We start from the raw sequence: 24534 nt of genomic DNA, 5'->3' as shown, positions 1-24534 counted from the left end.
ATAGGCCCTGGACAACGTTGTCAGGGCGGGAGAGACTGTACGTCACAGCGATCTACACGCTCTCGCCTCTCTGGAGACACCGCGCACATGCAGACTGACCTCGTTGCCGCTCTGGACTTCGGCGGCACCAAGATCGCCGGCGCGCTGGTGGACGGCACCGGCGGCATTCTCGTACGGGCGCAGCGGCCCACCCCCGCGCAGGAGGACGGCGAGACGGTGATGCGGGCGGTCGAAGCGGTGCTGGCGGACCTGGCGGCCTCCCCCCTCTGGGATTCGGCGCACGCGGTCGGCATCGGCAGCGCGGGCCCGGTGGACGCCTCGGCGGGCACGGTCAGCCCGGTCAACGTCCCGGGATGGCGCGGCTTTCCGCTGGTCGAGCGCGTCCAGCGAGTGTCCGGCGGACGCCCCGTCACGCTCGTCGGCGACGGCGTCGCCATGACGGCGGCCGAGCATTGGCAGGGCGCCGCCCGTGGCCACGACAACGCGCTCTGTCTGGTCGTCTCGACGGGCGTCGGCGGCGGTCTGGTGCTCGACGGTCGCGTACACCCCGGCCCCACCGGCAACGCGGGCCACATCGGTCACATCAGTGTCGACCTGGACGGCGACCCGTGCGCCTGCGGCGGGCGCGGCTGCGTCGAACGTATCGCCAGTGGGCCGCAGATCGCTCGCCGTGCCCTGGAGAACGGCTGGCGGCCGGGCCCGGACGGCGACACCTCCGCCGCGGCGGTGGCGGCGGCCGCGCAGGCGGGGGAGCCGATCGCCGTCGCCTCGTTCGAGCGTGCCGCGCAGGCGCTCGCCGCGGGGATCGCGGCCACGGCGACCCTGGTCGAGATCGACATCGCCGTCGTGGGCGGCGGTGTGGCGGGCGCGGGCGACGTGCTCTTCGGGCCGCTCCGGCGCAGCCTGCGGGAGTACGCGACGCTGTCCTTCGTCCGCGACCTTGCCGTCGTCCCGGCGCTCACCGGTACGGATGCCGGGCTGCTCGGCGCGGCGGCAGCGGCCCGGAAGGTGGCCTGACCGTCAGGTCGACCGACGGTGCCGCCCCTCCGGGATGCGTCGCCGTCCGTCTCTCCGGCGTCCGCTGCTCCACGATCACCAGGAACGCGTCAGACTCCAGGTCCATCACGACCTCCGCCGGCAGCCCCTCGTCGCGGCGTTGCCTCGCGAACTCCTCGGCGGGCCAGCTGCCCCGTGGACCTCCGGCGGGAAACCTCTGCAATACCGTACGGCTCATCTCCGCACCCCCTTGCCTCGCCGGGTCCAACGAGAGTCGTACCGAAGTGTTACGCGGACATCCGCACGCCCGTTCGCGCGGGGGTTTCCATGGCAGGGTGTTGCGGGCAAGCCACTGTGGGCTACCGAAGAGGGGGAATCGTGATCGTCTGGATCAACGGTGCGTTCGGCGCGGGCAAGTCCAGCACCGCGCGCGAGCTGGTCGAGCTGATCCCGAACAGCACCCTGTACGACCCCGAGATCACCGGCGGCGGGCTCTACGGCCTGCTGCCCCGCAAACGGCTCGACGAGGTCGACGACTTCCAGGACCTGCCGATGTGGCGCCGCATGGTGGTCGACACCGCCGCGGCCCTGCTCGCGGAGGTCGGCGGTGTCCTCGTCGTCCCGATGACGCTGACGCGGCAGGAGTACCGCGACGAGATCTTCGGCGGTCTCGCGGCGCGCCGGATCGAGGTGCGCCATGTGGTGCTCGTCCAAGATGAAACGATCCTGCGGACCCGGATCGACAGCCGCGCGGCGCTCGACGACGACCTGGAGGGCGCCGAGCGCGCCCGCCAGTGGTGCCACGACCACATCGAGCCCTTCCGTACCGCGCTCGGCTGGCTCTCCGCCGACGCCCACACCGTCGACAACACGACGCTCACGCCCGCCGGAACCGCGGCTGCCGTCGTCGAGGCCATGCGCGCGGGCCTCGCCGCCCCCTGCGGCATCGTCCAGACCCCCGAACCCACCGGCGAGACGCTGGCCGCAGGTGTGCTCCTCTTCGACGAACACGACCGCTTTCTGCTCGTCGACCCCACCTACAAGCCCGGCTGGGAGTTCCCCGGCGGCGTCGTCGAACCCGGCGAGCCGCCCGCCCGCGCCGGCATGCGCGAGGTCGCCGAGGAGATAGGCATCGAACTCGACGTCGTACCGCGGCTGTTGCTCGTCGACTGGGAACGCCCGCAGCCGCCCGGCTACGGCGGCCTGCGCCTCCTCTTCGACGGCGGCCTGCTTCCCACGGCCGAGGCAGACCGGCTGCTGCTGCCCGGCGCCGAGCTGCGCGGCTGGCGGTTCGTGACGGAGGAGGAGGCGGCCGAACTCCTGCCGCCCGTCCGCTACCGACGCCTCCGCTGGGCCCTGCGCGCCCGCGAACGAGGCACGGTACTCAACCTGGAGGCGGGCGTCCCGGTCGGCTGAGGCGGCTGCCCGGAAGCCCGGCCCGGGCCTCGGCCGGGTCGCCCGAAGCGCCGCCCCAAGCGCCGCCCGAAGCTCAGTTCTGCGGAGCCGGCCCCGCCTGGCGGCCGCCCCGGGCCGTCGGGGAGCCGGGCGCGCCTGCCCGCCGCCCGTGACGTCGCCCTGCCGATCCGTACCCGCGGACGGGCGCCCACCCCCTGCCGGGGCGGGCGCCCGTCCGCGCGGCACCCCTAGGCGGCAGCGGCCGCCAGTTGGCGGGCCGTGTCGGTCGTCACCGGGTCGCCGTGGCCGCAGCACAGGATCGACGGCTTCAGCTCGGCGAGCCTCCGCATCGACTCCATGGCGCGCTCGCGGTCCACATGCATCACACCGAAGGTCACGCCCTGCACCGAGGCCACCGTGTCCCCGGGGAACAGGACGCCGTGCTCCGGAAGATGGACCGCGATCGAACCGGCCGTGTGCCCCGGGATGTGGACGGCCACCGCCCCGTCGCCGAAGCCCAGCTCCTCGCCGTCCTCCACCTCGTGGTCGACCCGCGTGGGCGGCGCCTCGGGCACGGTCAGACCGTTCTCGTACAGCGGGATCTCCCAGTCGAGCAGGTCGGGGTCGGGGACCGGGGCCTCGCCCCGGATCACCGGCGCGTCGAGGCGGTGGGCCAGGATCCGCGCGCCGAACCGGTCGGCCAGCTCCTGCGCCGAGCCCACGTGGTCGCGGTGGCAGTGGGTGAGCACGATCCGGCGGAGACGGCCCGGGTCCAGACCCGCTCCCCGTATCGCCGTCTCCACCTCGTCCGCCGAGTCCACCCAGCCGGCGTCGATCAGGGTCAACTCCTCGTCGTCCCGCCACAGATAGGCCTGTCCGATGGAGAAGTGCAGCATGTGCAGTCGGGGCGTGATCTCGATGAAGTCCATACGGCGAACCTACGTATCCACGCAGGTCCGCCGTATGGTTCTACGCTCTCGGCGAGCTTCGCCGAACGCTTAACCCTGCTTCGAGCGGGCGTAGTTCACCAGGAAGTGCGCCTCCGCCACCGCGAGCCGCTCCAGCTCCTCCGGCGACACCGACTCGTTCACCGCGTGGATCTGCGCCTCCGGCTCGCTCAGACCGATGAGCAGGATCTCCGCCTCGGGGTAGAGCGAGGCCAGCGTGTTGCAGAGCGGGATCGAGCCACCCATGCCGGAGGTCTGCATCTCCTGACCGGGGTACGCGATCCGCATCGCCTCGGCCATCGAGACGTACGCCGGGCTCGTCACGTCCGCCCGGAACGCCTGGCCCTGGCCGACCTGCTCGAAGGAGACCCGGGCGTTCCACGGCACACGCTTCTCGATGTGCGCGTACAGCAGCTTCGTCGCCTCGGCCGCGTCCTGGCCCGGCGGCACACGCAGGCTGATCTGCGCCCGCGCCGTCGACGGGATCGACGGCGTCGCGCCCGCCACCGGGTGGCAGTCGATGCCGATGACGGTGACGGCCGGACGGGCCCAGAGACGGTCGGCGACCGTGCCGCTGCCCGGCAGGCCGACGCCCGTCAGGACCTTCGCGTCCGTTCGGAAGTCCTCCTCCGGGTACTGCAGGCCCTCCCACACCGCGTCGGCCGGCAGACCGTCGATGACCGTCGAGCCGTCCTCCGCGCGCAGCGTGTCCAGAACGCGGATCAGCGCGGCCAGCGCGTCGGGCGCGGCGCCGCCGAACATGCCGGAGTGCAGGTTGCCTTCGAGCGTGTCGATCTGGACGCGGATCATCGTCATGCCGCGCAGGGTCGCGGTGACCGTGGGCAGACCGAGCCGGAAGTTGCCGGTGTCGCCGATCACGATGGCGTCGGAGGTGAGGAGCTCGGGGTGCGCCTCGGCGTACCGCTCCAGGCCGCCCGTCCCCTGCTCCTCCGAACCCTCCACGATCATCTTGACCGTGACGGGCACACCGCCGTTCGCCTTCAGGGCGCGCAGCGCGAGCAGGTGCATGATGAACCCGCCCTTGCAGTCGGCGGCGCCCCGCCCGTACCAGCGTCCGTCCCGCTCCGTCAGGACGAACGGCGGGGTGGTCCACGCCGACTCGTCCAGCTTCGGCTGCACGTCGTAGTGCGCGTACAGGAGGACCGTCGGCGCACCGGCCGGGCCGGGGAGTATGCCGTACACCGACTGCGAACCGTCGGGGGTGTCCAGCAGCGCCACGTCCTCGAAGCCCTCGGCGCGCAGCGCCTCCGCCACCCAGTTCGCGGCGCCCTCGCACTCGCTCCGCGGGGCCACGGCCTCGTCCGCCACCGATTCGAAGGCCACGAGTTCCGTGAGCTCCGCCTTGGCACGGGGCATCAGGTCGGCGACGGTCTCGGCGATCGGATTCGCGGTCATGGGCACGCTCCTGGTGGGTGCGACGTTGTCAGGATGTTGCCGTATGTCGGTTGTACGGCGAACGTATCGCCGATACTACGGCGCGGGCCCCCGAGGGCAGCGCCGTAGGATGCCCGAAGACTTGGATCAACGGCCGGATCAGGAGCAGAAGCCCATCGTGAGCAGCGAGAACGCAGACGCCGAAGAGGTACGCGCGGAAGAGTCGGAGCAGGCCACGACCGTGTGGGACGTGGTGGTCGTCGGTGCCGGCCCGGCCGGCGCGTCGGCGGCGTACGCGGCCGCGGTCGCCGGACGCCGGGTGCTGCTCCTCGAGAAGGCCGAACTGCCGCGGTACAAGACCTGCGGCGGCGGCATCATCGGCCCCTCGAGGGACGCGCTGCCGCCCGGCTTCGAACTGCCCCTGCAGGACCGGGTGCACGCCGTCACCTTCTCCCTCAACGGACGCTTCGCCCGGACGCGCCGCTCGCGCCGGATGCTCTTCGGGCTGATCAACCGGCCCGAGTTCGACGCCGGTCTCGTCGAGCAGGCGCAGAAGGCGGGCGCGGAGCTCCGTACGGGCGTGACCGTCTCCCGGGTCGAGCAGCACGGCCCGGCCGTGCCGGACCGGCGCACGGTCGCCATCGTGCTCGCGGACGGCGAGACGGTGCTGGCCAGGGCGGTCGTCGGCGCCGACGGCAGCGCGGGCCGGATAGGAGCCCATGTCGGGGTGAAGCTCGACCAGGTGGACCTCGGCCTGGAGGCGGAGATCCCGGTTCCGGCGTCGGTGGCCGAGGACTGGAAGGGGCGGGTCCTGATCGACTGGGGTCCGATGCCCGGCAGCTACGGCTGGGTGTTCCCCAAGGGCGACACGCTCACCGTCGGCGTCATCTCGGCGCGCGGCGAGGGCGCGGCCACCAAGCGCTATCTGGAGGACTTCGTCGCGCGCCTCGGGCTGGCGGGCTTCGAGCCGGAGATCTCCTCCGGGCATCTGACGCGCTGCCGGAGCGACGACTCGCCGCTGTCGCGTGGCCGCGTGCTCGTCTGCGGTGACGCGGCCGGTCTCCTGGAGCCGTGGACGCGGGAGGGCATCTCCTTCGCGCTGCGCTCGGGCCGGCTCGCGGGGGAGTGGGCCGTACGGATCGCCGAGGCGAACGACGCCGTCGACGCGCGCCGCCAGGCGTTGAACTACGCCTTCGCCATCAAGGCGGGGCTGGGTGTCGAGATGGCGGTCGGGCGGCGGATGCTCGCCCTGTTCGAGCGCCGGCCGGGGCTGCTGCACGCGACGATCACGGGTCTCCGTCCGGCGTGGAACGCGTTCACGGACATCACCCGCGGCTCGACCACGCTGGCCGGCCTGGTCCGCTCGAACGGGATCGCGCGACGGGCGCTGGACGTCCTGGACCGCCGCATGGGACCGACGGACGGGACGACGCTGCGGGGAGTCGCACGGTCTGCGCCGTCGTCGGCGCCGGCCGAGCTGTCGGACCCCGAGGGCTCGGGCGCGGAGGACGCGTCGCGTGAGGGTGCCGTGCCGGGCTCGGCGGGGTCCGTGGACGCGGCGGGCTCGGTGGGATCGTCGGGGTCCGTGGACGCGGCGAACGGCTCGGACGAGTCACGCTCCCCGGAGTCCCCGGAGTCCCCGGAGTCCCCGGAGTCCCCGGACGCCTCGGACGCCCCGGACGCCCCGGACGCCTCGGATTCTCCGGACTCTCCCGACTCGACGGGTTCCGGGGTCACGCGGTCGGAGTGATCCGGAAGACCGGGTGCTTGGGGGCGATCGCGCGCAGCTCGGCGTCCGTGGAGTCCGGGCCGACCCCGCCGAAGAAGACGCCGACCTCCGCCTTCCACCGCTTCAGGTAGGCGCGCAGCAGGACGGGCTTCTCGTCGTCGGTCAGCTCGACGGCGGTGAAGGGCTGCACGTGCCTGCCCAGGCGCAGCTCTCCGCCGCCGGCCACGCGCATGTTGTGGGTCCACTGGACGTGGCCGCGCGGCGCCACCAGGTACTGCGCGCCGTCCAGGGTCATCAGGTTGACGGGAGTGGTGCGCCACTCGCCGCTCTTGCGGCCCCGGACGGCGAGCACGCGGGAGCCCCAGACGCTGATGCCTCGACGGGTCAGCCAGGCGACGCTCCGGTTGAGCACGTTCACGGTGAACCAGCCGGGCTTCATGACGTGGGCGTTGGGCTGAGCGGACATCGCATCCTCCGAGTGAAACTGTGAGCACTGCTCTCGCTTGAGATCAGTGTGCATGGATCGGCGTTCCAAAGCAAGAGCGGTGCTCTCGTTTCGCTGCACCGCTCTCGTTTCAGTGCAGTGCTCCGAAAGATGGCACACTGATCTCCATGACCAGCGTCCAAGGAGCCCGCGCCCGCGCGCGCATCGAGATCACCGCCGCCATCAAGGACGAGGCGCGCAAACAGCTCGCCGCCGAAGGCGCCGCCAAGCTCTCCCTCCGCGCCGTCGCCCGCGAGGTCGGCATGGTGTCGTCCGCGCTCTACCGGTACTTCCCCAGCCGCGACGACCTCCTCACCGCCCTCATCGTCGACGCGTACGACGCCGTCGGCGCCGCCGCCGAGCAGGCCCTCGCCGCGGCCGGACCCCGAGGCACGGACCACATCGCCCGCTGGACGGCCGTCTGCCGGGCCGTCCGTACCTGGGCCCTCGCCCACCCCCACGAGTACGCCCTGATCTACGGTTCCCCGGTCCCCGGCTACTCCGCCCCGAAGGACACCGTCGGCCCCGCCTCCCGCGTCGCGCTCGTCCTGATCGGCATCGTCCGCGACGCCTACACCACGGACGGCATCGCCCCGCCGCCGGTCCCCGACGGCCTGCGCCCCGAGGCGGAGCGGATGGCCGCCGACTTCGCCCCCGATCTGCCGCCCGCCCTCGCCGTCGCCATGGTCGCCGTCTGGTCGCAGCTCTTCGGGCTCGTCTCCTTCGAGGTGTTCGGCCAGTTCAACCGGGTCGTCGAGGACCGCGAGGCGTTCTTCACCGCGGCCGCCGCCCGCCTCGGCCGCGACATCGGCCTTCTGCCCCGCCCGTAGCCGCCCCGGCGCCTGCGTCGCGGCCGTCGGCGTCCGGGCCGTCCGGCGCGTCCAGTCCGTCGAGCCGGGGGCTGCGGACCCCAGTGGAGCGGGAGGAGCGGTTACCGCGCCCGGCGGACGTACTCCGACGGGAGTACGGGGGATCACCACGCCCGGCTGACGCCCCCGCTGCCCGACCGCGTCTAGCGTGGCGAGCATGGACGAACAGCGCAGGCACGGGTACGGCGGTCCGCCCCGGGAGCGTGGCGCGCCGGGCGGTCCGCCCCGCGAGCGTGGCGTGCCGGGCGGTCCGCCCTGGGCCCTGCGATGGGCCGACCGCGAGCCGGGCGCCCGCCTGCCCTGGCGGTCCACCCTCCTCCTCGCCGTCTTCGTGATGGTGGGCTCCGGATTCGCGGCGCGCAACCAGCCCGACCGGGAGTCGCTCGACGCCCTCGGCCGTTCACTGCTCCTCCTCGGCGCGGCGCTGCTCCTGCTGCGCCACCGCCATCCCGTTCCCGTGGTGTTCGGGACGGCGGCGATCACCCTCGGCTACTTCGCCGCCGGATACCCGTACGGGCCGGTCTTCCTCCTCATCGCCGTCGCCTGCTACGCGGCGATCGTCCACGGCCACCGGCGGTCGGCCTGGTGGGCGCTGGGGCTGCTCTGGCTGGGGCATCTGCTCTTCGCCCACTGGCTCTACGCCTATCTGCCCCCCGACGGCGACTCCGCGGCGCCCTGGGGTCAGGAGATCCCCGTCGCCTGCTTCGTCGTCGCGATCCTCGCCGCCTCCGAAATGGTCCGCGTCCGCCGCGAGCAGTGGGCGCAGCAGCGCGCCGAACGCGCCGCGGCCGAACGGCGCCGCGCCGACGAGGAACGGCTGCGGATCGCCCGTGAGCTGCATGACGTCCTCGCCCACTCGATCTCCGTCATCAACGTCCAGGCGGGCGTCGGCCTCGCGCTGCTCGACACCGACCCCGAGCAGGCCCGCACCGCGCTGACCACCATCAAGGCGGCGAGCAAGGAAGCGCTGGGCGAGGTCCGTCAGGTGCTCGACACCCTGCGTGCCCCCGGCGAGGCCCCGCGCACGCCCGCGCCCGGCCTCGACCGCCTCCCGGAGCTCGTCGACCAGGCGGCGTCCGCGGGCCTGACCGTCGCGACGGCGACGGAGGGCGAGCCCGTGGCGCTGCCGCCCGGCATCGATCTCGCGGCCTTCCGGATCGTGCAGGAGGCGCTGACCAACGTGGTCCGCCACTCGGGGTCGCGCGCCGCGCGGGTCGTCGTCCTGTACGGGCCCGGCACCGTGGAGCTCCGCATCGACGACGACGGACCGGCGACCGGCGGCGACGCGGGCGGCAGCGGCAACGGACTCGTCGGAATGCGGGAGCGGGCCGGGGCGCTCGGTGGAACGATCGAGGCGGGCACCCGCCGGGACGGCGGCTTCCGGGTACGCGCCGTCCTCCCCGCCCGACCGAAGGAGACCCCGTGATCCGTGTGCTGCTCGCCGACGACCAGTCGCTGGTACGGGCGGGCTTCCGCGCGCTCCTGGACGCCCAGCCGGACATCGAGGTGGCGGGCGAGGCCGCCGACGGCGAGGAGGCGGCGGCCATGGCCCGCGAACTGCGTCCGGACGTCGTCCTCATGGACATCCGGATGCCGCTGCTCGACGGCCTCGCCGCCACCCGCAGGATCACCGGGGATTCCGGTCTCGAAGCGGTGAAGGTGGTCATGCTGACCACGTTCGAGCTCGACGAGTACGTCTTCGAGGCCATCCGCTCCGGTGCCTCGGGCTTTCTCGTCAAGGACACCGAACCGGAGGAGCTGCTGCGGGCCGTACGTGCCGTCGTCCACGGCGACGCCCTGCTCTCGCCGGGCGTGACACGGCGGCTCATCGAGGAGTTCGCGGCCCGCTCGAAGCCCCCGGCGGCGGTCTCCGGGCTCGACGAACTCACCGAGCGGGAACGGGAGGTGATGGCCCTGGTCGGCATCGGCCTGTCGAACGAGGAGATCGCCCGGCGCCTGGTCGTCAGCCCCCTGACCGCGAAGACACATGTGAGCCGCACCATGGTGAAGCTCGGAGCTCGTGACCGCGCCCAACTGGTCGTCCTGGCCTACGAGTCGGGCCTGGTGCGCCCCGGCTGGCTGGGCTGACGACCGTAGGGCGGCCCGGGTGTGCCGTCGCCGGCCGTCACGACCAGGTGATCGCCGACCTCTCCCGCCAGAGCCGGGCGAGCGACGCGTCCCCCGCCACGGTCACGCCCCCCTCGGGCAGCCGGTTCCAGAGCGTCAGGTAGAGACGCTCGGCGGGGCCGCTCAGCTCACAGTCCGCGGTGATCCCCCCATCGTCCTTGGCCCACTCCGCGCGCGGCGCCTCCGGCGACAGCCGTACGGTCCACACGTCACCGGCGTCCGTGGCCCGGACGCGCAGAATCCGCGGCTCCGGCGTCCGTACGCGGCTGCGCTCGCGGCCGTGGAAGGCGCGCAGCAGCTCGTCGATGCCGTCCGCGGCGAGTGCGGGATCCACCGGCCCGGGGCGTCCGGACGGCGGCAGGGCGGACTCGGCGTCCACCCGATGGACGGTCGTCTCGTGCGCCTGCCGCCGTGCCCAGAAGGCGAGTGGGGAGGGTGCGGGCAGGAACGTCCAGCACTCCAGCGACTCGGGCGCGGCTCTCAGGGCGTCGACGAGGCGGGTGTGGCCCTCGCGGAAATGGGCGAGGAGTGCCTCGCCGTCGAGATCGGGCTCGCCGCCGTCGGGGTGGTAGGAGGTGTACCCCTCGGCCACGAAACCGGTCGCCCAGCGGTGCACCATCGTCGTGTGCCGCAGGAGGTCCCGTACGCGCCAGCCCGGACAGGTCGGCACCTCCGCGTCCGGTCCCGCCTCGGCCGCGGCCTCCGCCAGCGCCCGGCCCGCCGTGTCCAGTGCCCCGATGTGCTCGTCGATCGTCATGATCCCCATGGGGCGGATTCTGCCCCGTGCGGTGCACCGGGGCACGCGGCCGCTCGACTCCGCCGCCGCGCGGGAACGGTTTCCGACGACCGCGCCTCTCGGCCCGACGTGTCGACCCGGCTTCTCAACCCGTCGTCGGGACCTGCGCGTTGCGGGCCGCGTAGCCGATCACCGCGGCCCCCGCCGCGAGGACGGCGACCGTGGTGAGGGCGACGGGCAGCGAGAACCAGTCGGCCAGGAAGCCGATGGAGGGCGGGCCGAGGAGCATGCCTCCGTAGCCGAGCGTGGAGGCGGTGGCGACCCCGCTCGGACCGGCGAGCGCGCCCGCACGGGCCACGGCGACGGGGAAGATGTTGGCCAGGCCGAGCCCGGTCACCGCGAAGCCGAGCAGCGCTGCCCAGACGCTGGGGGCGAGCGCGCCGAGCAGCATGCCGGCGGCTGCCGTCGCTCCGCCCGCGACGAGGGTGCGGGTCTGACCGAGCCGTTCGAGGAGGGCGGTGCCCGAGAGCCGGCCGATGGTCATCGTCAGCGCGAAGAGCGCGTAGCCGGCGGCGGCGACGCCGGGGTGCGCGTCGAGGTCCTGCTCCAGGTGGAGCGCGCCCCAGTCGGCCAGGGCACCCTCGCCGTACGCCGTGCAGAGCGCGATGATCCCGAAGACGACGACGAGCCCGCGCGAGCCGGTCCTGCTCCGCGGCCGGTCGGTGGCCGGAACCGCTTCCGGCGGGGCGGGGGACGGCTGCCGGAGCAGTACGGGACCGGCGACAGCCGTCAGGAGGAGCCCGGTCGCCGTCAGACCGAGGAGATGTGCCGTGGGGGACAGGCTCCCGGCCACGAGCCCGCCGAGACCCGCGCCGAGCATTCCGCCGAGGCTGAACGCCGCGTGGAAGGAGGGCATCACGGGGCGGCGCAGCGCGGCGACGAGGTCGACCGCGGCGCTGTTCATGGCCACGTTGATGCCTCCGTACGCCGCGCCGAAGACGAGCAGCACGAGGCCCAGGGCGAGTGGTGAGCGGGTGAGCGCGGGCAGGGCGATGGAGAGGGAGAGCAGGACGCCGGTGGCGACGGTGACGGCGTGGCTGCCGTGACGTCGGCAGAGCCGTCCGGTCAGGGTCATGGTGACGACGGCACCGGCCGACACACCGAGGAGCGCGAGGCCGAGGTCGCTGGCGGAGGCGCCGGTCTGCTGCTTGATGGCAGGGATCCGGACCACCCAGCCGGCGAAGAGGAAGCCGTCGAGGGCGAAGAAGAGGGTCAGGGCGGAGCGGAGGCGGGACAGGGAGGGGGCGGTGTCTCCGCCAGGTCCCCCCGGAACGGCCGTCCGTACTTTGTTTAGTAGCGGCACAAACTCAGGATAGGGGTGTGCCGGTACGGATTTCAACCGGGCGGCCACGGGCGCGGCCCGGGGAGAGGCCGAGGTGCGGGTACCCCGGGCGGAGGCCCGCCCGGAAGCGCTCGATCAGGACGTGGCGCCGGAACCCCGGCCCACGGAGGCGCGGACCAGGGCCGCCGCCATGGCCGGAAGGTCCTCGCGGGGCACCAGCCGGGCGAGCGCGTCCGGATCGGTGGGCAGGCCCGTGCGGCGGGCACCCTCCAGGACGCGTTCGTCGAGGTAGGGGGCCAGTTCCGGCCAGATTCCCTGCGCCTCGCGGAGGAAGATGTCCGCGCCCGCGGGGCCGATACCGGGCATCTCCTGGAGCGCCTCGCGCATCGCGTCCACGTCGCCGGCCGCCGCCTCCCGCATCCGGCGCAGATCGCCGTCGTACCTGTCCAGGACCAGCTCCGCCTCCTCGCCGAGCTGCGTCGCCGTCCGCTCGTCGTAGCGCCGGTATCCGCCCTCGCCCAGCGCGTCCACCCGCTGCTGCCAGCTCGCCTCCCGCATCCGCCGCGGGGTGCGCATACCGGCCGCGAACAGGGCCTCGGCCGCCGAGACGGCCGTCGCCGCACGGATCCTGGCGCTCAGCAGATGGGCGAGGACCAGCAGCTGGTACAACGGCTGCGGGGTGTCCTTCAGTCGTATGCCGGCCTCCTGCGCGTACGTCCGGGAGCTCTCGTCCTCCAGCAGATCCCGCACACGGGCCGTCGTCGCGGTGCGCGTCATGACACCTCCCGATTCCGCCGCGCCGCTACCCGACTTCGTACCGCGCAAACGGGTCCACCGCCCGATCATGGGAGACTCGCCCACATGAACGGCAAGGCGACCACGACCAAGACACGGCTGGACAGAGGGCGCGGCGCGCTCGGGCCCGCGCTGGAACTGGTGCACACGGGCCGTGCGCCGACCCGCGCCGTGCTCACCGCCGAATTGGGCGTCACCCGCGCCACCGCCGGCGCCGTCGCCGCCGAACTGGAAGCGCTCGGCCTGATCCGCGTCGACTCCAACCCCGGTGCCGCCGCCGGTTCCCAGGGCCGCCCCTCGCACCGGCTCGAGGTCGACGAGAAGGGCCCCGTCGCGCTCGCCGCCCAGGTCCACGCCGACGGCTTCCGCGCCGCGCTCGTCGGTCTCGGCGGCACGATCGTCGCCACGGCACCCGGCTGCGTCACCGTCTCCGCCGACCCCGCGCAGGTCCTCGGCGCCGTCGTCGACGCGGGCGCCGCCCTGCTCCACGCTAGCGGACGGCGCTGCGTGGGAGCCGGTCTCGCCGCCCCCTCGGCGGTCGCCGAACCCGAGGGCACCGCCCTCAACCCGCTCCACCTCGCCTGGCCGGCGGGTGCGCCGGTACGGGAGATCTTCGCCGAACGCGTCCGGGCCGCCGGCATCGAAGGCCCCGCCTTCACCGGCAACGACGTCAACCTCGCCGCCCTCGCCGAGCACCGGCACGGCGCCGGCCGCGGCGCCAGGGACCTGCTGTGCGTCGCCACCGGCCACCGCGGCGTCGGCGGCGCCCTCGTCCTCGACGGACGCCTGCACACCGGCAGTTCGGGCCTCGCCCTGGAGGTCGGGCACCTCACGGTCAACCCCGAGGGCCGCCCGTGCCACTGCGGCAGCCGCGGCTGCCTCGACGTGGAGACCGACCCGCTCGCCTTCCTCACCGTGGCGGGCCGCGACCCGGGGCCGGAGGTCTCGCTGCTCCAGCAGGCCCGCGACCTGCTCCGCACCAGCCCCGACGACCCGGGGGTGCGCGCCGCGCGGGAGGAGCTGATCGACCGTCTGGGACTCGGCCTCGCGGGCCTGGTGAACATCCTCAACCCGGATCGGATCATCCTCGGCGGCCTGCACCGCGAACTGCTCGACGCCGACCCGGACCGCCTGCGCGCGGTCGTCGCCGACCGCAGCCTCTGGGGGCGCAGCGGCGGTGTACCGATCCTCGCCTGCACCCTCGACCACAACAGCCTGGTGGGCGCGGCCGAGCTGGCCTGGCAGCCGGTCCTGGACGATCCTCTGGCGGCCCTGGGTCGACCGCTGGTCTGACGTACGAGCCGACGCTGTGCGCGCATGAGCCGGCGCCGTCCGCGTACGGTTCGGTGCCGGGCGGCAGGGTCTCGCCGAAATGGGCTCGGTCCACGGCCGTGGGCGAACTAACGTTCCGCCCCATGACCGATTCCGATCTTCCTCCCCGCCTCGGCAGTCTGACCTTCCACGGACCGCTCTCCGAGTCCCGCGCCACCCGCATGATCGCGCGCGTCGCCGACGCCTCGCCCGCCACCGTGCTCGACATCGGGTGCGGCTGGGGCGAGTTGCTGCTCCGCGTCCTGGAAGCCGTGCCGGGCGCGAGCGGTGTCGGTCTCGACATCAGCGCCGAGGACCTGGCCAGGGGCCGGGCCCTCGCGAAGGAGCGCGGACTCGCCGACCGGGTCGCCTTCGTGGAGGAGTCGGCGCTCGGCACCACCCGTGGGCCGGTCGACGCGATCCTCTGCCTCGGCTCCAGCCAGGCCCTCTGCGACCCGGAGCAGCCCCACGACCCGGCCGCCGCCCTGCGCGAACTGCGCCGCCTGGTCAGGCCCGGCGGCCGGGTCGTGCTCGGGGAGGGCTTCTGGGAGCGCGCGCCGACGGACGAGGAGCTGGCCGGGATGTGGCCCGGCGCGCACACCGGCGACCACCTCCGCCTCGGGGCGCTCGTGGACCTCGCGGTCGAGACGGGCTTCCGGCCCGCGTGGATCGAGACGGCGAGCCGCGAGGAGTGGGAGGAGTTCGAGTCCGGGTACCGCCACGACACGGAGGTCTGGCTCGCCGCCCACCCCGGCCACCCGCTCGCCGTCGAGACGCGCGACCGTGTCGACCGGCAGCGGTCGTCCTGGCTGAACGGCTACCGGGGCATCCTCGGCATGACCTACCTGACCCTCGTCCCGGTCGGCTGACCTTCCGTTCGGCCGACCAGCGACGCCCGCTCCGGCGCGGACACGTGCAGAACCTGGAAGCGTTCGCCCGCGCCGGCCGGCGGCTCGGCGCCCTCCGCCCAGAGCGTGAAGCAGAGCAACTCCCAGCGGCGGGGATCGATCGCGAGCGCGCTCGCCACCACGCCGGCCCCGCCCGCCACGCGCGCGTGGCGGGCGCGCGCCTGCGCCACGGCCGCGCCCGGCGCTTCGGCGTCCCCGAGCCGTACCCTGCGGCGCGTCGCGGTGCGCGGCACGGTGGTGGCCGCCGGACCCTCGTCGTACGCGAGCCCCGTCCAGTGCTGCACCACCGGCCGCCCGAAGTCGTTCACGATCCCCTGGAACCCTGGGCCCCAGAGAAAGGAGTTCATGCCTTCCGGCGTGGTCCAGAGGTAGAACGGCGCGTACTGGTCGACCGGCGATCCGTCCGCGCGTTCCCGGATCAGATACGCCTTGAGACCGAGCCCGGGGAAGTCATCCAGCAGATGCCCCCTGGTCGCGACCCGCCTGCGGATGATCTCCATGTCGTAGTCGGCGGGGAGGGTGATCTCGTACTGCATGGCATGCATCGGGGTCTCCGGTTCTCTGACGGGCTCGGGAGATACGTGCGCAGGAGGTACGTGTTGGGAGGTACGTGCCGCGAGGGCGTGCTCGGGAGATCCGCGCTCAGGCGGTACGGGGCGACAGCAGGGCCAGCAGGCCGCGGACGGCCGTGTCGAAGGCGGCGGGGGAGCCGGAGGCGCGGGCCAGGACATAGCCGCCCTGCACGGTCGCCACGATCGTGGCCGCGAGGTCGGCAGGCTCCAGGGGTCCCGTCAACTCCCCGCTGTCCAGACCCTCCTGGACGATTCCCGCGAGCCGGCCGCGCAGCCAGTCCAGGGTCTCGTCGACCGGGGCGCGCAGCTCCTCGCTCGCCATGACGTCCGCGTCCATCGTCAGCCGGCCGACCGGACAGCCGCGCAACACCTCCCGCTCGCGCAGCAGATACGCCTCCACACGCGCGTACGCCGACCCCTGGCCGCTCAGGACTGCCTCGGCCGTGGCCCGCATCTCCTCCGCCGTGCGGCGGATCGCCGCCAGCGCCAGATCCGGCTTCCCGGCGAAGTGGTGGTACATGCTGCCCTGGCCCGCACCGGCCGCCTGCTGGATCGCCTTGGGGCTCGTTCCCACGTAGCCGCGCTCCCAGAGCAGCTCCCGCGTGGCCTCGATCAGTCGCTCGGACGTCGTCATGAAGCGAGTGTACATACCAGTAGGTACAGAGCCCGTCTGCGCCCAGCGGGAGGCTCCGTACTCCCCACGTCGTACGGACGAAGCCGCTGGCCGTACGACGACCCGGACCCCTTTCGCGGGCGAGGCTCGAACCATCACCGCACGCGACACTTATGCATGAGGAGCTGAGAGCCATGAACACACTCGCCCACGCGGGCCCCGGCCCGTGGGTCCTGTTCTTCCCCCTCGTCTGGGCGGCCGTGATCCTCACCGTGATCACCGTGCTGCGCCGCACCGGATGGCGTGGCAGGCGCGGCCCCGGACCCCGCCCCGCCTACGACGAGCAGTCGCCGATCGCCCTCCTCGGCCACCGGTTCGCGGCGGGCGAGATCGACGAGGACGAGTACTGGCGCCGGCTGACGGTCCTGGAGGAGCAGTTCGGCCGTACCGCCGGACCCAAGGGACGTGCGTCATGACAGGCGCCGCCCCCGGCATCCTCCCGCGCACCACCCGTACCGCCGCCCGGGTCGTGGACGCCGTCAAGGTCTACGGCGGCGGGGACACCGAGGTCAGGGCCCTGGACGGGGTGAGCGTCGACTTCCCGGCCGGTCGCTTCACCGCGATCATGGGCCCCTCGGGGTCCGGCAAGTCCACCCTCATGCACTGCGCCGCCGGTCTCGACACCCTCACCTCCGGCTCGGCGCTCATCGGCGACACCGACCTGTCGACTCTCGACGACCGGCGGCTGACGCTGCTGCGCCGTGAGCGGATCGGATTCGTCTTCCAGGCGTACAACCTGCTGCCGACGCTCACCGTCGCCGAGAACATCACCCTGCCGCTCGACCTCGCAGGGGCCGCCCCGGACCGGGAGTGGCTGGACGCGCTCATCGACACCGTGGGGCTGCGCGACCGGCTCCACCACCGGCCCGGTCAGCTCTCCGGTGGCCAGCAGCAGCGCGTCGCCGTCGCCCGGGCCTTCGCCGGCACACCCGACGTCGTCTTCGCCGACGAGCCGACCGGCAACCTCGACTCCCGTGCCGGCGAGGAGGTGCTGCGGCGGCTCGGCCGCACCGTCCGGCAGACCGGCCGCACGGTCGTCATGGTCACCCATGACCCGGTCGCCGCCGCCCATGCCGACGAGGTGGTCTTCCTCGCCGACGGACGGCTCGTCGACCGTATGGCGGAGCCGACGGCCGAACGCGTCCTCGACCGCATGAAGGCCTTCGACGGCAGGCCGCGGAGCCAGGGGCCGGTGCCGTCATGAACGCCTCGCTCAGGCTCAGCCTCTCCGCGCTGCGCGCCCACAAGCGGCGGTTCGTCGGGACCTTCACCGCGATCCTGCTCGGCGTCGCCTTCCTGACCGGCACCCTCGTCATGGGCGACACCCTGCGGTCGAGCTTCGACTCGCTCTTCGGCAACGCCACCCGTGGTACGGACGCCGTGGTCCGCAGTACGAGCGTCGTGACGGTCGAGGGCGAGAGCCAGGGCACGCGCCGCCCCGTCGAGGCCTCGCTCGCCGACCGGATCGCCGAGGTGCCCGGCGTCGCCGCGGCCGTCCCGCGGATCGAGGGCGCGGGTCAGCTCGTCGGCGCCGACGGGAAGCCGATCGGCGGTCAGGGGCCGCCCACGCTCGCCGGATACTGGATCCAGGATCCCGAACTCAACCCCTACGCCCTGTCCGAAGGCCGCGCACCGGAGCGGTCCGGCGAGGTCGTCGTGAACCGGGGCGCCGCGAACACGGGTGATCTGGCCGTGGGCGACACGACGGTGCTGCGCACCCCCGACCCGGTGAAGGTCACCGTCGTGGGCCTGGCCACCTTCGGCGGCGAGGACGGCATGGGACAGGTCACGTACACCGGCATGACCCGCGCCGACGCGGAGGAGCACCTGACGCCGAAGCCCGGCGACGCGTCGGCCGTCCTCGTACGGGCAGGCCCCGGCACCTCGCAGCAGGAACTCGTCGACGCGCTCGCGCCCGTACTCCCCGACGGGGCCGAGGCGATCACCGGAGAGCAGTCGGCGCAGGAGAACACCGACATGATCTCGGGTCAGTTCCTCACCCTCTTCACCACGTTCCTGCTGGTGTTCAGCGGGGTGGCGCTGCTCGTCTCCGTCTTCTCCATCCACAACACCTTCGCCATCGTGGTCGCCCAGCGGACCCGCGAGAACGCCCTGCTGCGCGCCCTCGGAGCCTCCCGTCGCCAGGTCCTCGGCTCGACCCTCGTCGAGGCCGTGGCCGTCGGTCTGGTCGCCTGCGCGGCCGGACTCCTCGGCGGTATCGGCGTGGCGGCCGGGCTCCAGGCACTCTTCCCGGCGATCGGCTTCTCCTTCCCCGAAGGGGATCTGGTCATCAGCGGACTCTCCATGGCGCTGCCCTTCGCCGTCGGCCTGCTGGTCTGCGTCGGCTCCGCGCTGCTGCCCGCCGTGAAGGCGGGGCGTACCGCGCCGCTCGCCGCGCTGCGCGAGACCGCCGTGGACGAGTCCGGCGCCTCGCGCGTCCGGGCGCTGTCCGGTACGGGGCTGCTGCTCGCCGCCGTCGCCGTGGTGCTCATCGGCGTCCTCGCCACCCCGTCGCTGTGGCTCGCCTCCGCCGGTGCCGTGCTCGCGCTCGCCGCGTTCGTCGTCCTCGGCCCGGTGGCCTCCTCGTACGCCGTACGGATCCTCGGCGGGCCGCTGCGCGGGGTCAATCGGGGGCTCGCCCGGCGCAACGCGCTCCGCAGCCCGAAGCGGACCGCGGCGACCGCCACCGCGCTGATGATCGGCGTCGCCGTCGTCTCGCTCTTCACGGTCTTCGGAGCCTCGCTGAAGGCGACCATGGACCAGACGGTCTCGCGGTCGTTCGCCGGTGACGTCGCTGTCAGCACACCGGCGTTCGGCGCCGGTGGCAGCGGGCTCAGCCCGCGGCTAGCCCCGGCGCTCGCGGAGCTGCCCGAGGTGGAGACGGCCGTCGGGCTCGGCAAGGGCGTGGCCGAGGTCGACGGCGAGGGCCGGGCTCTGACCGTCACCGACCCGACCGCGCTCGCCCGCTCCCTCGACCTCGGAGACGTCCAGGGCTCGCTGGCCGGGCTCGGCACGGACGGTATCGCCGTCGCCGACGCGGAGGCGGACAAGTCCGGTCTCTCGCCGGGCAGCACGACCGAACTGGCCTTCACCGACGGCAGCCGGCACACCTTCACCGTCAAGGCCGTCTACGAGCAGTCCGAACTGGCCGGGGACTACGTCATCACCCGCGAGGCCTGGGCCCCGCACCGCGCCCAGGACTCCGACACGCTCGTCGCCGTGACCTTCGAGGCCGGCGTCTCGGCGGAGGCGGGCACTGCGGCCGTGGAGGACGTCACCACGGAGTACGGCAACCCGGAGGTGCAGACGCGTGACGAGTACGCCGAGTCCTCGGCCGGCGGCATCGACATGATGCTCACCCTGGTCTACGCACTCCTCGCGCTCGCCGTCCTGATCGCGCTGCTGGGGATCGCCAACACCCTCACGCTCGCGGTCCACGAGCGCACCCGTGAACTCGGCCTGCTGCGCGCGGTCGGACAGACCCGGGCCCAGCTCAAGGCCATGGTCCGATGGGAGTCCGTCCTGGTCGCGGCCTTCGGCACGGTCGGCGGTCTCGCGCTCGGCGGCTTCCTCGGCTGGGTCCTGGTCAAGGCGTCCGACGGGGCGAGCGACAGTGCGTTCGCCTTCGCCGTCCCTCCGGCGCAACTCGCGATCGTCGCCCTGGTCGGCCTGGCCGCGGGCGTGGTGGCGGCCTGGCGCCCGGCGCGGCGGGCGGCCCGCCTGGACGTGCTGCGCGCGATCGCGACGGAGTGACGCCGACACCGGATCCGTATGCCCGCTCGCGTACATCGGATCCAAGATCCAAGATCCAAGATCCAAGATCCAAGATCCAAGATCCAAGATCCAAGATCCAAGATCCGATATCCGATATCCGCCCCTCGGTCGTCCGTTCAGCCCGCCAGGGCTGAACGGGCGACCGCCGGGGCGCGGGCCGGTTCCTGGGGAGCGCCGAACGGGACGCCCTCGAGGCTCGTGGCGTGCGCACCACGGAAGCGGGTGTGGCCGACGAACGGGCCGTCGGTGGTCGCGCCGTACACGGCGTGCGAGCGGGGCGGCACGGTGACCGCGGGCAGCGGGGCCGGCAGGGTGAACCAGACGACCTTCCCGCTGTCGTGCGGGCGGATGCCCCAGCTCTCGCTGACGGCCTCGATGATGGCCAGACCGCGGCCCGAGGTGGCGAAATCGTCGATGTTGTGGGGGACCGTGCGCCCCGACCGGCAGTCGACGTCCGGTATCCGCGGGTCGTGGTCGTGGACCGAGACGGTGAGCCGGTCGAGCAGCAGCTCGATCTCGACGGTGCACATCTTGTCCGGCTGTGCGTGCCGGTGAACATTGGTCAGCAGCTCGGTCACACCGAGCGCCGCATGGTCGATCAACGCATCGAGATGCCAGTAGCGCAGATGCGCCGATACGATCCTGCGGACCTGACCGATCCGCGACGGCAGGGCCTGGAGCTCCACCGTGCAGTGCCTGCTTGGCTCGCTGATCACGGCTGCGACTCCCCGAAGTTGAGGTCCGGAAGAAGACGAAGATTCGGATCTGTCATGCGTACAGCAGGGCGGCGGGCTGGATCACAGCGTCACCGCCGGTGAACCCTCAGTGAGGTGGTTCCAGGGTGAACCAGTGGTGACCGGCCCGCAACTCGCGGAGACCTTCCGCAGGTCACCGGTGTCTCAGCGCCTCACGGCGTCGTCGTCAGCGCTTGGCCGCGCGCTTCAGGGCTTCGAGGAATCCGCCGGGCCCGGACGCACGGTCGCGGGGCCCGCGGGCGGGTCCGTCCATGGTCAGCCGGTAGCGCGTGCCGTTCACGGTCGCCACCGTCTCGTCCGGCTTCGCGAACCAGGGGCGCCCGGCCCGCACCGATGCCACGGGGGCACTGTCGATCTCACTGCCGTAACTCGTCAACAGGGAGAGTCGGCCATCCTCGATCCGGACCTCGCCGGCCCGCGTCAACGAGCGCGGCCAGCGCTCGATCCGTACGCCCGTGGCCGTGAACTCAGGCTTCGCAGTCCCGGGCTCCGTCGCCTCGGGCCAGGACGCCTCGCGCTCCGCCATTTCGATCCGCCCCCTTCGCACCGGTTGTTCCGTCCAGTGTGCCGGGCGGGCCGCGACGGCACCAGAGGCCCCTGCTGCAAGGGACTCCTATGGAGCCCCAAAGCGAACGTTTGTGCAGGTGGGGGAGTTATCGTCGGCAGTGGGGGATCTGCCGGGCCGGACGAGGAGAAGGACGTATGAGCACCACGGAGAACACGGCGCATGCCGCGGTCGCGGTCGCGACCGTCGACGTCGACCACAGCGACCCGGCGTACCGCGCCTGGCTGAAAGAGGCGGTCCGGAAGGTGCAGGCCGACGCCAACCGCTCCGCCGACACCCATCTGCTGCGCTTCCCGCTCCCCGAGTCGTGGGGCATCGACCTCTACCTCAAGGACGAGTCGACCCACCCCACCGGCAGTCTCAAGCACCGCCTCGCCCGCTCCCTCTTCCTCTACGGCCTGTGCAACGGCTGGATCCGGCCCGGCAAGCCCGTCATCGAGGCCTCCAGCGGCTCGACGGCCGTCTCCGAGGCGTACTTCGCGAAGCTGATCGGTGTGCCGTTCATCGCGGTGATGCCCCGTACGACGAGCGCCGAGAAGTGTCGCCTGATCGAGTTCCACGGCGGTCGGTGTCACTTCGTCGACGACTCCCGCACGATGTACGAGGAGTCCGCGGCGCTCGCCGAGCGGACCGGCGGGCACTACATGGACCAGTTCACCTACGCCGAGCGGGCCACCGACTGGCGGGGCAACAACAACATCGCCGAGTCGATGTACCAGCAGCTGAGGCTGGAGCGGTACCCCGAGCCGGCGTGGATCGTCGCCACCGCGGGCACCGGCGGCACGTCCGCGACGATCGCCCGCTACGTGCACTACATGCAGCACGACACGCGCATCTGCGTCGCCGACCCGGAGAACTCCTGCTTCTTCGACGGCTGGACGAAGAACGACCCCGACGCGACCTCCGACTGCGGTTCGCGCATCGAGGGCATCGGCAGACCCCGGATGGAGCCCAGCTTCGTGCCGGGCGCCATCGACCGGATGATGAAGGTCCCGGACGCCGCGAGCGTGGCCGCCGTCCGCGCCCTGGAAGGCGCCATCGGCCGCAAGGCGGGCGGCTCCACCGGCACGGGCCTGTGGAGCGCGCTGAAGATCGTCGCCGAAATGGTCGAGCAGGGCCGTACCGGCAGCGTCGTGACCCTCATCTGCGACCCGGGCGACCGCTACCTCGACAAGTACTACTCCGACGCCTGGCTGGCCGGACAGGGCCTGGACGTCGCGCCCTACGCCGCCGTTATCGACCGGTTCCTGGCGACGGGTGTCTGGCCGGAGTGAGCCGCAGGTCGAGGCGCCGCATCGCGTCGCGGAAGGACCTGCCCACGCCAGGGCGGGCCAGCCGCATCGCGAACAGGTACGGCGCCGTGCCGTCGACCGCCATCGTCCAGCGGACCCGGGTCCCCGAGCCGGCGGGGGACAGGACCCAGTCCTCCACCATGGCGCTGACGCCCGGGGCGTTGGTCTCGTCGATGCGGTACGCGTAGCGGGTGTCCGGGTCCTGGGCGAGGATCGTCTCCCGGAACGTCACCCCACCCCGCAGCCGGACCGTGCGACCCGTGCCGCCGCCGGTCGGGGCCGCGGAGGCGACCGCCCTGAACCAGGAGGGCATGGAGCCCAGTTCCACCGCGAGCGAGCGGAACACGGCGGAGGGCGGCGCCGCCACCTCGGCCGTGAACACCAGCCGTACCGGCGCGGTGGCGGCGAAGTCGAGCTCCACGAGGCTGAGTCGGCGATCCATGGACCGTCCCTCCCGAGGCGCGGATCTGAGGTCCGCACACCCTAGCTGACGTATCGTCAGTTGCCCAGGAGTCCGTCCAGAGCCCGGCCGAACACCCTCCGCCCGGCCAGCGCCAGTACGGGATCGAGCGCGCCGGGGACCCCACGGAGGCGCAACTCCTCGACCCATACGGCGCGGGCGCCGCCACCAGGGGTCTCGTACACCTCGATCTCCGCCCGACCGAGCACCACGCGCCCCCGCTTCTCCAGTCGGTACCTACCCGGCCGTCCGGGTCCGGGGGGCTCCCAGGCCACCACCTCCATCGGGTCGTCGAAGGAGAGACGCCCGACGCCGGTACGGGCCACGAACCGCGTCCCCACCCCCGTCGGCCCGGGGGAGAGCACCCGGCTCCGGGTGAGCGGAACCAGCCGGCCATGCGCGGCGAAGTCGGTCAGCCGCCGCCACACCTCCTCCACCGGCAGCTCCGAGAGGCGCTCGACGCGGAAGAGGCTCACCCCTCGTCGCCCGCCTCGTCCCGGCCCCGGTCCCCGTCCTCGTCGGTGTCCTCGCCGGCCACCACCAGGTCCGGCAGGTGCTCCGCCATGTCCGCCCGGGTCTGCCGCGACAGACCCGCGTCCGTCACCAGCGTGCCCACCTCGTCGAGCCGAGCGAACGAACTCAGGCCCACCGTCCCCCACTTCGTGTGGTCCGCGACCACCATCACCCTGCGGGCCGAGCGCATCAGACGCCGGTTCGTCTCCGCCTCCGCGAGATTCGGCGTCGAGAGCCCCGCCTCCACCGAGATGCCGTGCACCCCCAGGAACAGCACATCGAAGTGGAGCGAACGGATCGCCTGGTCGGCCACCGGCCCCACCAGCGCGTCCGAAGGGGTCCGCACCCCGCCCGTGAGCACGACCGTCGCCGCGCCCGGCCGCGTCCCCTCGCCCGCCGTGCCGGCCTGCTGCGCCGTGTGGAAGACATCGGCGACCCGGACCGAGTTGGTCACGACCGTCAGATCCGGCACGTCGAGGAGGTGCTGGGCCAGGGCGTACGTCGTCGTACCGCCCGACAGCGCGATCGCCGAACCCGGCGCCACCATCCGGGCCGCCGTCCGGGCGATCTCCTCCTTCGCGCTCAGCTCGAGCGCCGACTTGGCCTCGAATCCGGGCTCGTGCGAACTGGTCTCGACCAACGGCACCGCTCCGCCGTGCACCTTCTCGACGACTCCCTGACGTGCCAGCGCGTCCAGGTCCCGGCGGATCGTCATGTCCGAGACGTTGAGCCGCCGCGTCAGCTCGTTGACGCGGACACCACCGCGCCGCCGCACCTCGTCCAGAATGAGTGCGCGCCGCTGCTCAGCGAGAAGATTCTGATGGTCGCTCACCACAGGGGCCGATCCTTCCGAAGGGAACTGGGGGAATGGAGGGCGGATTCCGTGAGAGCCCGTG

Annotated in this window: 25 protein-coding genes; 12 read left to right on the top strand and 13 right to left on the bottom strand. The window is 73.0% G+C overall.

All coding sequences use genetic code 11. The features are described 5' to 3' along the window. The first annotated feature begins 87 nt into the window (after nt 1-87). A complete protein-coding gene (locus ACZ3OF_RS14185; RefSeq protein ID WP_361673025.1) occupies nt 88-1017 on the top strand; it encodes an ROK family protein in 930 nt (309 codons plus the stop codon). A gap of 357 nt (nt 1018-1374) precedes the next feature. Then, entirely contained in the window at nt 1375-2412 is a 1038-nt protein-coding gene (locus ACZ3OF_RS14180) for an NUDIX hydrolase (RefSeq protein WP_361673028.1), read from the top strand. 227 nt (nt 2413-2639) lie between these two features. Here ACZ3OF_RS14180 and ACZ3OF_RS14175 read toward each other — a convergent pair whose 3' ends face one another. Next, entirely contained in the window at nt 2640-3320 is a 681-nt protein-coding gene (locus ACZ3OF_RS14175; RefSeq protein ID WP_361673031.1) for an MBL fold metallo-hydrolase, read from the bottom strand. A 69-nt stretch (nt 3321-3389) separates the two neighbouring features. After that, the gene (locus ACZ3OF_RS14170) at nt 3390-4754 is read right to left on the bottom strand and encodes a M20/M25/M40 family metallo-hydrolase (protein ID WP_467304713.1); all 1365 of its coding nucleotides are present in this window, start codon (nt 4752-4754) and stop codon (nt 3390-3392) included. Nucleotides 4755-4911: 157 nt separating this feature from the next. Here ACZ3OF_RS14170 and ACZ3OF_RS14165 point away from each other — a divergent pair, with 157 nt between their 5' ends. Beyond that, a complete protein-coding gene (locus ACZ3OF_RS14165) occupies nt 4912-6483 on the top strand; it encodes a geranylgeranyl reductase family protein (protein ID WP_467304711.1) in 1572 nt (523 codons plus the stop codon). Here the strand turns inward: ACZ3OF_RS14165 and ACZ3OF_RS14160 are convergent. Further along, entirely contained in the window at nt 6467-6928 is a 462-nt protein-coding gene (locus ACZ3OF_RS14160; RefSeq protein ID WP_361673040.1) for a nitroreductase family deazaflavin-dependent oxidoreductase, read from the bottom strand. The genes ACZ3OF_RS14165 and ACZ3OF_RS14160 overlap by 17 nt on opposite strands. Nucleotides 6929-7074: 146 nt before the next feature. On the opposite strand from ACZ3OF_RS14160, the gene ACZ3OF_RS14155 reads away from it, so the two are divergent. The 3 genes from ACZ3OF_RS14155 (at nt 7075) to ACZ3OF_RS14145 (ending at nt 9903) form a co-directional block, all read left to right on the top strand. Next, complete coding sequence (locus ACZ3OF_RS14155) at nt 7075-7776, top strand: TetR/AcrR family transcriptional regulator (protein WP_361673043.1); 702 nt, start codon at nt 7075-7077, stop codon at nt 7774-7776. 187 nt (nt 7777-7963) lie between these two features. Continuing rightward, the gene (locus ACZ3OF_RS14150; RefSeq protein WP_467304708.1) at nt 7964-9241 is read left to right on the top strand and encodes a sensor histidine kinase; all 1278 of its coding nucleotides are present in this window, start codon (nt 7964-7966) and stop codon (nt 9239-9241) included. Beyond that, the gene (locus tag ACZ3OF_RS14145; RefSeq protein ID WP_361673045.1) at nt 9238-9903 is read left to right on the top strand and encodes a response regulator transcription factor; all 666 of its coding nucleotides are present in this window, start codon (nt 9238-9240) and stop codon (nt 9901-9903) included. The genes ACZ3OF_RS14150 and ACZ3OF_RS14145 overlap by 4 nt, the downstream gene beginning before the upstream one ends. Before the next feature lie 37 nt (nt 9904-9940). Here the strand turns inward: ACZ3OF_RS14145 and ACZ3OF_RS14140 are convergent, their stop codons facing one another. The 3 genes from ACZ3OF_RS14140 to ACZ3OF_RS14130 form a co-directional block, all read right to left on the bottom strand. Beyond that, a complete protein-coding gene (locus ACZ3OF_RS14140; RefSeq protein WP_467304976.1) occupies nt 9941-10699 on the bottom strand; it encodes a maleylpyruvate isomerase family mycothiol-dependent enzyme in 759 nt (252 codons plus the stop codon). A 124-nt stretch (nt 10700-10823) separates the two neighbouring features. Then, a complete protein-coding gene (locus ACZ3OF_RS14135) occupies nt 10824-12041 on the bottom strand; it encodes an MFS transporter (protein WP_361673048.1) in 1218 nt (405 codons plus the stop codon). A 114-nt stretch (nt 12042-12155) separates the two neighbouring features. After that, nucleotides 12156-12797 carry an endonuclease gene (locus ACZ3OF_RS14130; protein ID WP_467304705.1) on the bottom strand — a complete coding sequence of 214 codons (642 nt, stop codon included), beginning with the start codon at nt 12795-12797 and terminating at the stop codon, nt 12156-12158. An 84-nt stretch (nt 12798-12881) separates the two neighbouring features. Here ACZ3OF_RS14130 and ACZ3OF_RS14125 point away from each other — a divergent pair, with 84 nt between their 5' ends. Together ACZ3OF_RS14125 and ACZ3OF_RS14120 are read left to right on the top strand one after the other, a co-directional pair. Continuing rightward, nucleotides 12882-14108: an ROK family protein gene (locus ACZ3OF_RS14125; protein WP_361673054.1), complete on the top strand. Its 1227-nt coding sequence runs from the start codon at nt 12882-12884 to the stop codon at nt 14106-14108. A gap of 122 nt (nt 14109-14230) precedes the next feature. Beyond that, nucleotides 14231-14995, top strand: coding sequence for an SAM-dependent methyltransferase (locus ACZ3OF_RS14120; RefSeq protein WP_361673056.1), 765 nt, complete (start codon nt 14231-14233; stop codon nt 14993-14995). Here ACZ3OF_RS14120 and ACZ3OF_RS14115 read toward each other — a convergent pair. Together ACZ3OF_RS14115 and ACZ3OF_RS14110 are read right to left on the bottom strand one after the other, a co-directional pair. Next, the gene (locus tag ACZ3OF_RS14115) at nt 14968-15579 is read right to left on the bottom strand and encodes a DUF4865 family protein (RefSeq protein ID WP_467304702.1); all 612 of its coding nucleotides are present in this window, start codon (nt 15577-15579) and stop codon (nt 14968-14970) included. The two genes, ACZ3OF_RS14120 and ACZ3OF_RS14115, sit on opposite strands and share 28 nt — an antisense overlap. 97 nt (nt 15580-15676) lie before the next feature. Further along, complete coding sequence (locus tag ACZ3OF_RS14110) at nt 15677-16240, bottom strand: TetR/AcrR family transcriptional regulator (RefSeq protein WP_361673062.1); 564 nt, start codon at nt 16238-16240, stop codon at nt 15677-15679. Nucleotides 16241-16413: 173 nt separating this feature from the next. Here ACZ3OF_RS14110 and ACZ3OF_RS14105 point away from each other — a divergent pair, with 173 nt between their 5' ends. From ACZ3OF_RS14105 to ACZ3OF_RS14095, 3 genes are read left to right on the top strand one after another with little or no spacing between them, the layout of a single operon-like run. Further along, nucleotides 16414-16695 (top strand): SHOCT domain-containing protein, encoded by a 282-nt coding sequence (locus ACZ3OF_RS14105; RefSeq protein ID WP_361673065.1) that lies wholly within the window; start codon nt 16414-16416, stop codon nt 16693-16695. Then, nucleotides 16692-17483, top strand: a complete 792-nt coding sequence (locus tag ACZ3OF_RS14100) for an ABC transporter ATP-binding protein (protein WP_467304699.1) — start codon at nt 16692-16694, stop codon at nt 17481-17483. The genes ACZ3OF_RS14105 and ACZ3OF_RS14100 overlap by 4 nt, the downstream gene beginning before the upstream one ends. Next, nucleotides 17480-20032, top strand: a complete 2553-nt coding sequence (locus ACZ3OF_RS14095) for an ABC transporter permease (protein ID WP_467304697.1) — start codon at nt 17480-17482, stop codon at nt 20030-20032. Before ACZ3OF_RS14100 ends, ACZ3OF_RS14095 begins: the two co-directional genes overlap by 4 nt. 137 nt (nt 20033-20169) lie before the next feature. Here the strand turns inward: ACZ3OF_RS14095 and ACZ3OF_RS14090 are convergent, their stop codons facing one another. Both ACZ3OF_RS14090 and ACZ3OF_RS14085 read right to left on the bottom strand, forming a co-directional pair. Beyond that, nucleotides 20170-20769, bottom strand: coding sequence for an ATP-binding protein (locus ACZ3OF_RS14090; protein ID WP_361673074.1), 600 nt, complete (start codon nt 20767-20769; stop codon nt 20170-20172). A 205-nt stretch (nt 20770-20974) separates the two neighbouring features. Beyond that, nucleotides 20975-21334 carry a hypothetical protein gene (locus ACZ3OF_RS14085; protein WP_361673076.1) on the bottom strand — a complete coding sequence of 120 codons (360 nt, stop codon included), beginning with the start codon at nt 21332-21334 and terminating at the stop codon, nt 20975-20977. 176 nt (nt 21335-21510) lie between these two features. On the opposite strand from ACZ3OF_RS14085, the gene cds1 reads away from it, so the two are divergent. Next, on the top strand, nt 21511-22647 hold the full coding sequence (cds1, locus tag ACZ3OF_RS14080) for an L-cysteine desulfhydrase Cds1 (RefSeq protein WP_361673078.1): 1137 nt from the start codon (nt 21511-21513) through the stop codon (nt 22645-22647). Here the strand turns inward: cds1 and ACZ3OF_RS14075 are convergent. From ACZ3OF_RS14075 to ACZ3OF_RS14065, 3 genes are read right to left on the bottom strand one after another with little or no spacing between them, the layout of a single operon-like run. Beyond that, on the bottom strand, nt 22607-23107 hold the full coding sequence (locus ACZ3OF_RS14075) for an SRPBCC family protein (protein ID WP_467304693.1): 501 nt from the start codon (nt 23105-23107) through the stop codon (nt 22607-22609). The genes cds1 and ACZ3OF_RS14075 overlap by 41 nt on opposite strands. 56 nt (nt 23108-23163) lie before the next feature. Beyond that, nucleotides 23164-23601 carry an SRPBCC family protein gene (locus ACZ3OF_RS14070; RefSeq protein ID WP_467304691.1) on the bottom strand — a complete coding sequence of 146 codons (438 nt, stop codon included), beginning with the start codon at nt 23599-23601 and terminating at the stop codon, nt 23164-23166. Further along, nucleotides 23598-24470, bottom strand: a complete 873-nt coding sequence (locus ACZ3OF_RS14065) for a DeoR/GlpR family DNA-binding transcription regulator (protein ID WP_467304689.1) — start codon at nt 24468-24470, stop codon at nt 23598-23600. Before ACZ3OF_RS14065 ends, ACZ3OF_RS14070 begins: the two co-directional genes overlap by 4 nt. Nucleotides 24471-24534: the final 64 nt, after the last annotated feature.

The sequence above is a fragment of the Streptomyces sp. NPDC022552 genome (assembly GCF_055561875.1).
Note: the sequence above shows the minus strand (reverse complement) of the source record. Positions and strands in the feature narration are given on the sequence as shown.